This window comes from Sphingomonas sp. (assembly GCF_041661825.1).
In the GTDB taxonomy this organism is placed as follows: Bacteria; Pseudomonadota; Alphaproteobacteria; order Sphingomonadales; family Sphingomonadaceae; genus Sphingomonas.
In genome coordinates this window covers 688,754-700,230 of the sequence record NZ_JBAZTU010000003.1, presented here as the reverse complement: position 1 = coordinate 700,230, position 11,477 = coordinate 688,754, and the positions used below count along the sequence as shown (strand labels likewise).

Below are 11,477 nucleotides of genomic sequence, written 5' to 3'. Positions count from 1 at the left end.
GTATCCTGATCGATAGCTTTTTCATTCAGGGGCCTTCCTGCCATGCGTATCTCCCACCTCGATAGACGGTCGCTGTTGCGTGGCGCCGCGCTTGGCGGTGCGGGGCTGTCCCTCGCGAACTGGTTTCCGGCGTGGGCGCAGCCGGTGTCAGCCGGAATCGTCCGCCCGCTACCAACGGTAAGCGGTACCGATATAGCACTGAAAATTGCCCATCAGATGATGACGGTCGATGGCCGCGAAACCCATGCGATCGGAGTCAACGGGACCATTCCGGCACCGCTCATCCGGCTGAAGCAGGGGACGAGAGTCCGGCTTTCGGTAACCAACGATCTCGACGAGGACAGCTCGATCCACTGGCATGGACTGCTCGTGCCCGCGCAGTTCGACGGCGTTCCCGGTATCAGCTTCCCGGGCATCCGTCCGCGATCGACCTTCGTCTATGAATTTCCGATCATCCAGGCGGGCACCTACTGGTATCACAGCCATTCGGGCCTGCAGGAGCAGATGGGTCATTATGGCCCGATCGTGATCGACCCCGAGGGCGAGGATACTGTTCGCTACGACCGCGAGCATGTGATCGTCCTGTCGGATCACAGTCCGATGCACCCGCATGCGATCTACCTGAAGCTCAAGCAGCAGGCGGGTTACTTCAACTATCAGAAGCAGACGCTGGCCGGGCTGCTGGCAGGCCGCGATCAGCCACTCAAGGAGCGGATGGACTGGGGCAAGATGCGGATGGACCCGACCGACGTGTCCGACGTGACGGGTTCGACCTACACCTTTCTCGTCAACGGCCATGGCCCGCGTGACAACTGGACGGCTCTCTTCCAGCCGGGCGAGCGGGTGCGCCTACGCTTCATCAACGCCTCGGCGATGACGATCTTCAACGTCCGCATCCCCGGCCTGCCGCTGACCATCGTCCAGGCCGATGGGCAGGATGTGCGTCCGGTCACGGTCGACGAATTCCAGATCACGGTCGCCGAGACCTTTGACGTGATCGTCACGCCGACCGACGAACGGGCCTACACGATCGTCGGCGAGGCGGTCGATCGCTCCGGCCTGGCGCGCGCAACGCTGGCGCCGCGCGAAGGCATGGCCGCCGGAGTGCCGCCGCTCCGCTCCCGGCCAGTCGCCACGATGAAGGACATGGGGATGGACATGTCGGGCATGGACATGTCGGGGGCAAGCGGCGGCACGATCGACCTGAGCAAGCCCGACAGCGGCATGGCCGGCATGGACCATGCCGCGATGGGCCACGACATGGCGGCGGGAGCCGCTGGCGCGATGGCAGGCATGGCGCCGCAAGCCGGCGCCGGAATGGCCGGAATGGATCATTCCGCGATGGGCGGGATGAACATGCGCGACCCGAAGAATGCGCCGCAGGTTCGCATGGGGCCGGGGGTGCAGACGATCGCGCCGATGGCGATGGACCGCACCGGCGATCCGGGCCAGGGCCTCGAAAATGTCGGTCACAAGGTGCTGGTCTATCGCGACCTGATGGCGTTGACGCGCAATCCCGATATACGCGCGCCGGACCGGGCGATGGAGATCCACCTGACCGCCAATATGGAGCGGTACATGTGGTCGTTCGACGGGCTGAAGATGAGCGAAGTCAAGGCGCCGATCCCTTTCCTGAAGGACGAGCGGGTGCGGGTGACGCTCGTAAACGACACGATGATGTCGCATCCGATCCACCTGCACGGCCATTTTTTCGAGTTGGTGACCGGCCATGACGAATATGCGCCGCGCAAGCACACGGTCAACGTACTGCCGGGCGGCAAGGTGACCTTTGACGTCACCACTGACGCGGTCGGCGACTGGGCGTTCCACTGCCATATGCTCTACCACATGCACGCCGGGATGATGCAGGTTGTCTCGGTCCGTCCGCGAGGAGACGCGGCATGAACCGCATCCTTCTCCTTGCGCTCGCGCCGCTCGCGATCCCCGCCCCGGTCGCGGCGCAGGCGATGGATCAGTCGAACATGCCTGGCATGCAGATGCCGGCGCCGAAGAAGCCTGCGGCAAAGCCGACAATGCGAAAGCCGCCGACGCAACGACCGCGGCCCGCTGTTCCGCGCGCGTCGGCATCCACGCCAGCGCGTCCGGCCGTCGCAAAGCCCGCTCCGGCAGTCGCTGGGGGAGCAGATCCGCATGCGGACCATGACATGACGACGATGCCCGGGATGGCCATGCCCGGCGCTCCGGCGGCGGTGAGCGCGGGAAAGCACGACATGGCCACCATGCCCGGCATGGAGATGGGACCAGGCACGGCTGACCATGGAACGGGCGGCACCGCCCTGGCGCCCGGCAACGCCCCGGCGCCTGCGCCGCCGACCGACCATTATGCCGATCGCGCCTTTCCGGCTGCGGAAATGGCGCGCGTGCGGACCGATCTCTACAGGGAGCATGGCGGCGGCAGCTTCCACCAGGTCATGTTCAATCTGGCCGAGTATCAGGCGCGCAAGGGCGGCGACGGCTTTCGCTGGGACGGAGAGGCATGGCTCGGCGGGGACATCAACCGGTTGGTCGTCAAGAGCGAGGGCGAAGGGGCGTTCAAGGGCGGCGGCGTCGATAGCGCCGAAGTGCAGGCGCTCTACAGCCGTGCGATCGATCCGTACTGGAACCTGCAGGCGGGTGTCAGGTACGATTTCAAGCCGAACCCCTCGCGTACTTATGCGACCATCGGCATCGAAGGACTGGCGCCCAACTGGTTTGAGATCGAAGGCGCGCTGTTCCTGTCTGACAAGGGCGATGTTCTCGCTCGAGCCGAGGGCTATTATGATCAGCGGATCACCCAACGCCTGATCCTCCAGCCGCGCGTCGAGCTGAATTTCGCGGCGCAGGATGTACCCGAGAACCGGATTGGTTCGGGCCTATCGAACGCCGAACTGGGTCTGCGGCTTCGCTATGAGATCAGGCGGGAGTTCGCGCCCTATATCGGTGTGTCCTATGATCGGAAAGTTGGCGATACAGCTCGCTATGCGCGGCTCGACGGCAAGAATGTCGGAACGACGAGCTTTGTGATCGGCTTGAGAAGCTGGTTTTGACGTCGGTCGCCGGTGCAATGTGTTTTTCTGAGGGATGGATCTTTCTGCTGCGTATGTAACGATAAGGGCATCGCAGCTGTATAATAGGGTCAAGTGCGTGATTGGCCGCAGCTGGCGGTGGTTATCGAACGTACGAACAGGAATGACGATATGAAGTCTGCCTCCCTCTTTGCAGCGTGCCTCGCCCTCGGCGTTCCTTCGCTTGCGATAGCGGCTGCGGACATCGTCGTTCACCGGGATCCCGGCTGTGGTTGCTGCGAGCAATGGGCTGCCCAGGTCCGTCAGCAATTCGGCCGGCGCTTATCCATCGTCGACGATCAGCAGCGATCCACCTTTCAGAGCGCGCACGGCGTACCGGCTCGGCTATCATCGTGTCATACAGCGATCGTCGATGGCATGGTTTTCGAGGGACACGTCCCCATCGCGGACATGAAGCGCGTTCTCGCGCAGCGTCCGCGTGGTGTGAGCGGTCTCGCCGTAACAGGCATGCCTGTCGGATCACCGGGCATGGAAGTCCCGGGGCAGGCGGCCCAACCCTTCAATGTCATTGCCTTTGGGGCGGGCCGCGAAACCATCTTCGCCCGCCACGGCGGATGAGTATGGCGTTGTCCCTGGATCATGGGTGGTGTATTCGGTTACGGCTGTGAAACGTGCGCTTCATCTCTTTCTCCTGCTTGGAGCCCTGATCGGTCTGCTCGGCCAGGAAGCCGCCTTTGCGTCCGGCCCGCCTGCGGTGTCTGCGCCGATGGCGATGTCGAGTATGGCCGCTTCCGGGATGTCCGAAGACTGCATGAAGATGATGGCGCAGCAACAGCAGCCTGCGCAGAAACCGTGCAAGGGCATGACCTTGGCCTGCATCGCCGCGATGGGCTGCGTTATTCCCATGGCCGTGCGCAATGACGCACCGGTGCTTGGCAGCCGCGAAGCCGGTTCAACCCTGGCTTTCTGGACAACCACCACGGTCCTGCGCGGCAGTGATCTTACTCCTGAACCGGAACCACCGACTCTCCTTGGCTGATCGAAACCGGCCGTCAGGCTGACAGGGTCGTTGCGCCTGTCGCGCACCAAACATCCTGCTCAACCTGCGGCTACCACGATGTTTTGCCAAAGGATTACAGTCATGAAAAACCGTGTTTTCTATGCCCTGCTGGGGCTCGCCCTTGCCGCACCCGTCGCCGCGTTCGCCGGCCAACCCGACCACAGCCAACAGTCGGGCCACTATGAGTGGAAGTCGGTTCCGCAATATGGCCCGCGCGCCACGGGACCGGCCCAGCGGCGTGTATGGGTGCCCGATGCCACGCAAGTGGCGGCTTGCGACTGCGACATGATGAAGATGAGCAGCACTGCTGCTGCTGATTGCATGAAGCAGATGCACAGCATGGCGTCGCCGTCGGCCACTTCGGTTGGCTAGGCGCAGGTTCTGGCCGCTTCAGGTCGCATAGACGGCTAGGCCAGCAGTGGCGGCGGGATACCCCCATCCTGCCGCCACTGACATGCCCGTCATAGTGCGCGATGTCGGCTTGATCGCTCGATCAGGAGTTTTCCATGCGATTGTTTCTATGTCTGCCGCTGCTCGCGGCGATCCCCGGGATCGCGTTTGCCGGGCCGCTCACTTTCGAAGCCGCGCTCCAGCGCGCCCGGCAGGAAGCGCCGTCGATCAAGGCCAAGGCGCTCGGCGCCGATGCCGCGCGGTCCGCGCGCGGCGCGGCAGGCGCGCTGCCCGACCCGACGCTTGGCGTGAGCGTCGAGAGCTTCCCGATCTCGGGACCGCTCGCGTTCGAACCGCAGCGAGACGATTTCACCATGGCGCGGGTCGGCGTGTCCCAGGAGATCCCCAACCTCGCAAAGCGCCATGCCCAGCAGGCGCGCGCCGATAGCGATATCAAGGCGGCCGAGGCCGATACCGCGGTCGAGGCCCGCACGGTCGAGGTTGGCACCGCGCTCGCCTGGATCAACCTGGCCTATGCCGAACGCAGACTTGCTGCACTCGACGATGTCCTGTCCCGCCTCGAGCGCGTGGTCGGAACGACGCCGGGCGCTGTCGCCTCGGGCAATGCGCGGCCGGCGCAGACCCTCGCCGGGCAGCAGGCGGTCGCCGCCATGCAGGATCGCCGCAGCGAACTGGTGTCGAATGTGGCGCGGGCACGCGCGACGCTGACCCGCTGGACCGGCGATCCCGCGCCCGAGATCGCCGGACCGATCCCCGATTTTGCGGTCGATGCGGCAACCCTGCGCGCAGGACTCGATCGCCAGCCCACGATCCGGATGATCGATGCCCAGGCGGGGCAAGCGGATGCCGATGTTCGCCTGGCCGACGCCGGACGGCGCTCCGACTTCGGCGTCAACCTGGCCTATCAGCGCCGCGATCCCCGTTTCGGCGACTACGTCTCGGCTGGCGTGACGGTCAGCCTGCCGTTCTTCACCCGCAATCGTCAGAATGCCGGGATCGCCGCGGCCCAGGCCAATGCCGGGCGGGTCCTGGCCGAACGCGAGGCCGCCCGGCGCGCGCTCGCCGCCGACCTCGATGCCGATCTCGCCGACCATGTCATGCACCACGAGCAGTGGATGCGCGCGCGGGACACGCTGCAGCCGCTCGCCGAGCAGCGGGTCAGGCTGGAGACGGCGAGCTACGGCGCCGGACGCGCCAGTCTCGTCGATGTCGCCGACGCCTATGCCGCGCTCGCCGATGCCACCCTGACTGTCCTCGACCGCGAAGCCCTGGTTGCCGCTGACGGCGCCCGATTGACCCTCACCTACCGGAGCGAAGACCGATGAGCCTCGAGATATCACCGCGCGCCCGGCTGGGTCTTGCAGCCGCAGCGCTCGCGCTCATCGCCGGCGGCGCTGGCTATGGCATCGCCCATCTCGGCGGACACGAAAGCGCACCCTTGCAAACAGCGGATGCCGGACGCAAGGCGCTCTACTGGTACGACCCGATGGTGCCGTCGCAGCATTTCGACAAGCCGGGCAAATCGCCGTTCATGGATATGCAGCTTGTCGCCAAATATGCCGACGAAGGCGGGGGCGACGCACCCGGCGTGCGGATCGATCCGGCGACCTCGCAAACGCTGGGGCTCCGCACAGTTGCGGCGCGCCGCGGGGAGCTCGCCAGTAGCCTCACCGCCACCGGCACGATCGACTTCAATCAGCGCGATGTCGCGATCGTCCAGGCGCGCGCGGGCGGGTTCGTTAGCCGTGTCTATGCCCGTGCGCCCGGCGACATCATCGGCGCCGGTGCCCCGCTTGCCGATCTGCTCGTTCCCGAATGGGCGGGCGCACAGGCCGAGTTTCTTGCGGTTCGCCGCTCCGGGAACGCAGCGTTGATCCAGGCGGCGCGCCAGCGGCTCGCGCTGCTTGGAATGCCGTCTGGCACGATCGCGTCGGTCGAGCGGACGGGGCGACCGCATAACGTGGTGACGATCTCCACGCCGACCGGTGGGGTCATCAAGACATTGGACGTTCGGGCAGGGATGACGATGACGGCGGGGCAGACACTCGCCGAGGTCAACGGCCTCGGCACGGTCTGGCTCAACGCCGCCGTGCCCGAGGCGATCGCCGGTCCGCTCAGGCCCGGGCAAACCGTGCAGGCAACGCTCGCGGCATTTCCCGGCGAGACCTTGTCGGGCCGTGTTTCCGCGATCCTGCCCCAGACACAGGCGGATAGCCGGACGCTGACCGTGCGGATCGAGCTTCCCAACCGCGGCGGGCGTCTGCGTCCCGGCATGTTCGCCACCGTGTCGTTCGGCGGCAGCGCACAACCGGCGCTGCTGGTGCCATCCGAAGCGTTGATCCGCACCGGCAAGCGGACATTGGTGATGCTCGCACTAGACAAGGGGCGCTACCGGCCTGCCGAAGTGCAGACCGGCCGTGAATCCGGCGGCGACACCGAGATCCTGGCGGGCCTCGGCGAAGGCGAGAAGATCGTCGCGTCGGGCCAGTTCCTGATTGATTCCGAGGCGAGCCTCTCGGGCGTGGAGGCGCGGCCGATCGGGGGCACGCCGACGGCTGCCGTCAAACCAGCAGCTACGGCCGCGCTCTACGAGACCGTCGGCAAGATAGAGCAGATCACCGCCAATTCGGTGACGCTCAGCCATGAGCCGGTGCCCGCCATCAGCTGGCCGGCGATGACGATGACGTTCCAGCTTCCCGATCCGAAGGTCGTGCGGGGCCTGAAGGCCGGCGACCGCGTCCGCTTCGGGTTCGACCGGCCACCGGCGGGGCCGACCGTGCGGCGCATGGTGAAGGTCGCTGGCCAGTGATCGCCCATCTCATCCGCTGGTCGGTCAGGAACCGCTTCTTCGTCCTGATCGCGATGCTGGCATTGGTCGGCGCCGGGTTGTGGGCGGTGCGCTCGACCCCGATCGATGCGCTGCCCGACCTGTCCGACGTGCAGGTCGTGATCCGCACCTCCTATCCGGGGCAAGCGCCGCAGATCGTCGAGAACCAGGTCACCTATCCGCTGACCACCACCATGCTGTCGGTGCCCGGCGCCAAGACGGTGCGCGGCTATTCCTTCTTCGGCGACAGCTTCGTCTATGTGATCTTCGAGGACGGGACCGATCTCTATTGGGCACGCAGCCGCGTGCTCGAATATTTGAATCAGGTGCAGGGGCGCTTGCCGCCGAGCGCTCGCAGCGCGCTCGGCCCTGACGCCACCGGGGTCGGCTGGGTCTATGAATATGCGCTAGTCGACCGGAGCGGCCGGCATGACCTGTCGCAGCTCCGGGGGCTTCAGGATTGGTTCCTGCGCTACGAATTGAAGACCGTGACCGGCGTCGCCGAGGTCGCGAGCATCGGTGGCATGGTCAAGCAATACCAGGTGCTGCTCGATCCGGTGAAGCTCGCCGCCTACGGGATCACCCACCAACAGGCGGTCCAGGCGATCCAACAGGCCAATCAGGAAGCGGGCGGCTCGGTGCTGGAGATGGCCGAAGCCGAATATATGGTCCGCGCTTCGGGCTATCTGAAGTCGCTCGACGACTTCCGGGCGATTCCGCTGAAGACGGCGGCCGGTGGAGTGCCTGTGCGTCTCGGCGACGTCGCCACCATCCAGATCGGCCCCGAGATGCGGCGCGGCATCGCCGAGCTGAACGGGGAGGGCGAGGTCGCCGGCGGCGTGGTGATCCTTCGCTCGGGCAAGAATGCCCGAGAAACGATCGCGGCGGTCAAGGACAAGCTCGCCGATCTCAAGAAAAGCCTGCCGCCAGGTGTCGAGGTGGTGACGGTCTATGACCGCTCGCAGTTGATCGATCGCGCGGTCGAGAACCTCACCCACAAGCTGATCGAGGAGTTCATCGTCGTCGCGATCGTCTGCGGGCTATTCCTGTGGCACGTCCGCTCGGCGCTGGTGGCGATCCTGACCCTGCCATTGGGCGTGCTGGCCGCGTTCGTCGTCATGCGGTTCCAGGGCGTCAACGCCAATATCATGTCGCTGGGCGGTATCGCCATCGCCATCGGCGCGATGGTCGATGCGGCCGTGGTGATGATCGAGAATGCCCACAAGAAGATCGAGCGCTGGGAGCAGGAGCATCCTGGCAAGCATCTCGAGGGCGAGATGCGCTGGACCGTCGTCACCGAGGCGGCGGCCGAAGTCGGGCCGGCCTTGTTCTTCAGTCTGCTGATCATCACGCTGTCGTTCATTCCGGTGTTCACGCTGGAGGCGCAGGAAGGCCGGCTGTTCGCGCCGCTCGCCTTCACCAAGACCTATGCGATGGCGTCGGCGGCGATCCTGTCGGTGACCCTCGTTCCGATACTCATGGGCTGGCTGATCCGGGGCCGTATCCCCGCCGAGCAGGCCAATCCAGTCAACCGCTGGCTGACCGATCTTTACCGGCCTGCGATCGATTGGACGATGCGAAAACCCAAGGCGGTGCTGCTGATCGCAGCGCTGGTCTTCGCGACAACGGCCTGGCCACTCACCCGGCTTGGCGGCGAATTCATGCCCAATCTTGATGAGGGCGACCTGCTCTACATGCCCTCGGCCTTGCCGGGCCTCTCTGCGGCCAAGGCCTCGCAACTGCTCCAGCAGACCGACCGGCTGATCAAGACGGTGCCCGAGGTCGAGAGCGTGTTCGGCAAGGCCGGTCGCGCCGAGACCGCGACTGATCCGGCACCGCTGGAGATGTTCGAGACGACGATCCAGTTCAAGCCCCGCGACCAATGGCGTCCCGGGATGACGCCGGAGAAACTGGTCGACGAACTCGACCGGACGGTGAAGCTGCCCGGCCTCGCCAATGTCTGGGTGCCGCCGATCAGGAACCGCATCGACATGCTGGCGACCGGCATCAAGAGCCCGATCGGAGTCAAGGTCTCCGGCGCCGATCTCGCCCAGCTCGATCGCATCGCGCATGATGTCGAGACGGTCGCCAAGACCGTGCCGGGCGTTTCCTCCGCCCTCGCCGAACGGCTGACCGGCGGGCGCTATGTCGATGTCGATATCGACCGGGCCGCCGCCGCACGGTTCGGGCTCAACATCACCGATGTGCAGGCGATCGTCTCGGGCGCGATCGGCGGCGAGACTATCGGCGAGACAGTCGAGGGGCTGGCCCGCTATCCGATCAGCGTGCGCTATCCGCGCGAACTGCGCGACAGCCTGGAGGGCCTGCGGACACTGTCGGTCCTGACCCCGTCGGGGCAGCAGATCACGCTCGGCACGGTGGCGAACATATCGATCGCCGAAGGCCCGCCGATGCTCAAGACCGAGAATGCGCGGCCCTCGACCTGGGTCTATGTCGATGTGCGCGGGCGCGACCTCGCCTCGGTGGTCGGCGATCTGCAACGCGCGGTGGCGAAGCAGGTCAGGCTCTCGCCGGGCGTCAGCATCGCTTACTCAGGCCAGTTCGAATATCTCCAGCGCGCGGTCGACAAGCTCAAGCTGGTCGTGCCTGCGACGCTGCTGATCATCTTCGTGCTGCTCTACATGATCTTCGGCCGGTTCGACGAAGCGGCCTTGATCATGGGCACGCTGCCGTTCGCGCTCACCGGCGGGATCTGGATCCTCTATCTGCTCGGATTCAACCAGTCGGTCGCAACCGGGGTCGGGTTCATCGCACTCGCCGGCGTCTCGGCCGAGTTCGGCGTGGTGATGCTGATCTACCTGAAAAATGCGCTGGAGGAGCGCGGTGACGACCTTGATGCCGGTCAGGTCGAGGCGGCGGTGCGCGAGGGCGCGTTGCTTCGCGTCCGGCCCAAGGCGATGACGGTCGCGGTCATCCTCGCCGGCCTGCTGCCGATCCTGCTCGGATCGGGCGCAGGCTCCGAAGTGATGAGCCGGATCGCCGCCCCGATGATCGGCGGCATGCTCACCGCGCCACTGCTGTCCATGTTCGTCCTTCCCGCCGCCTATCTTTTGCTCCGGCGGCGACGGGCAAAATCCATCCGCCAACCTGGTTAACCTGCAAGGAGAAGACCATGACCTATGTACGACTGACGATTGCCCTTGGCCTCGCCGCCTTGACCGCCGCGTGCGGCAAGAAAGCGGAGACGCCCGTTGCGGCCGAGACCAACCAGGCGGCGCCTGCCGCAGCCATGAACAGCGACATGGGCAACATGGCGATGGCACCGGCGGCCACTGCGCCGATCATGGCCAAGGGTCATGGTACGGTCACCGTGATCGACAAGGCGGCAGGCACGATCACGCTCGATCATGGCCCGATCCCCGAAGCCAAATGGCCGGCGATGACGATGGCGTTCAAGGCTGCACCGGCGATCACCGATGCTGCCAAGGTCGGCGACAAGGTCGATTTTGACCTTACGTTGACCGGCAGCGCGGGCGAGGTGACCGCGATCCACAAGCAGCCCTGACCAGGTTCGATGGCGCCGGCCTTCTCCGGCGCCACAGCCTGCTCGACTCTTTGTGCCAAAGATCTCTATAGAAGCCTAAAGTCACTATAGGGTCATGGTCGATGGCGTCAGGGTCGCTCAGCATCGGCAAGCTCGCCGCCGCCACGGGAACGAAGGTGGAGACGATCCGCTATTATGAAAGCGCCGGCTTGCTGGAGGCGCCTGAACGCACGAAGAACAATTATCGTGCCTACTCGCCCCAGCACCTTGCGCGGCTCAGCTTCATCCGTCGCGCGCGGGCTCTGGGTTTTTCCCTCGACCAAGTCCAGGCGCTGCTCGGCCTGGCGGATCAGAAGGACATTTCCTGCTCGGCGGTGGATCTCATCGCCCGAGAACATCTCGCCGAGATCGATCGCAAGTTGAAGGATCTGGCGACCTTGCGTTCGGAGCTGAGCAATCTCATCGTCCAATGCGGGCAGGGGACTATCTCGGAATGTCGGATCATCGAGACTTTGGCGCCAGATGTCGAGCGCTTGGGATGACCCGCTATTGCAACTAAGTTGCAGAACTGCTTGACCCTCTAGCTGCTAGAGGGTTTATGAGGCCGGGATGCCTCGCTTCCACCCTGCCGAATCTCGCCGCCCGAGT

10 protein-coding genes are annotated in these 11,477 nt (G+C 65.3%); all 10 read left to right on the top strand.

All coding sequences use genetic code 11. From position 1 onward, the window contains the following. Positions 1-42: 42 nt before the first annotated feature. Positions 43-1,905: a copper resistance system multicopper oxidase gene (locus WC729_RS16160; RefSeq protein WP_372854562.1), complete on the top strand. Its 1,863-nt coding sequence runs from the start codon at positions 43-45 to the stop codon at positions 1,903-1,905. Beyond that, on the top strand, positions 1,902-3,047 hold the full coding sequence (locus tag WC729_RS16155; protein ID WP_372854560.1) for a copper resistance protein B: 1,146 nt from the start codon (positions 1,902-1,904) through the stop codon (positions 3,045-3,047). The genes WC729_RS16160 and WC729_RS16155 overlap by 4 nt, the downstream gene beginning before the upstream one ends. A 150-nt stretch (positions 3,048-3,197) precedes the next feature. Next, positions 3,198-3,644 carry a DUF411 domain-containing protein gene (locus tag WC729_RS16150; protein WP_372854558.1) on the top strand — a complete coding sequence of 149 codons (447 nt, stop codon included), beginning with the start codon at positions 3,198-3,200 and terminating at the stop codon, positions 3,642-3,644. 46 nt (positions 3,645-3,690) lie between these two features. Continuing rightward, positions 3,691-4,065, top strand: a complete 375-nt coding sequence (locus tag WC729_RS16145) for a hypothetical protein (protein WP_372854556.1) — start codon at positions 3,691-3,693, stop codon at positions 4,063-4,065. Between the two features lie 102 nt (positions 4,066-4,167). Beyond that, positions 4,168-4,458, top strand: coding sequence for a hypothetical protein (locus tag WC729_RS16140; protein WP_372854554.1), 291 nt, complete (start codon positions 4,168-4,170; stop codon positions 4,456-4,458). A gap of 134 nt (positions 4,459-4,592) precedes the next feature. Further along, positions 4,593-5,822 (top strand): TolC family protein, encoded by a 1,230-nt coding sequence (locus tag WC729_RS16135; protein ID WP_372854552.1) that lies wholly within the window; start codon positions 4,593-4,595, stop codon positions 5,820-5,822. Then, entirely contained in the window at positions 5,819-7,306 is a 1,488-nt protein-coding gene (locus WC729_RS16130; protein WP_372854550.1) for an efflux RND transporter periplasmic adaptor subunit, read from the top strand. Before WC729_RS16135 ends, WC729_RS16130 begins: the two co-directional genes overlap by 4 nt. Further along, positions 7,303-10,440 (top strand): efflux RND transporter permease subunit, encoded by a 3,138-nt coding sequence (locus WC729_RS16125; RefSeq protein ID WP_372854548.1) that lies wholly within the window; start codon positions 7,303-7,305, stop codon positions 10,438-10,440. Before WC729_RS16130 ends, WC729_RS16125 begins: the two co-directional genes overlap by 4 nt. A 17-nt stretch (positions 10,441-10,457) precedes the next feature. Beyond that, positions 10,458-10,850 carry a copper-binding protein gene (locus WC729_RS16120; RefSeq protein WP_372854546.1) on the top strand — a complete coding sequence of 131 codons (393 nt, stop codon included), beginning with the start codon at positions 10,458-10,460 and terminating at the stop codon, positions 10,848-10,850. Positions 10,851-10,951: 101 nt separating this feature from the next. Continuing rightward, positions 10,952-11,371 (top strand): helix-turn-helix domain-containing protein, encoded by a 420-nt coding sequence (locus WC729_RS16115; protein WP_372854544.1) that lies wholly within the window; start codon positions 10,952-10,954, stop codon positions 11,369-11,371. Positions 11,372-11,477: the final 106 nt, after the last annotated feature.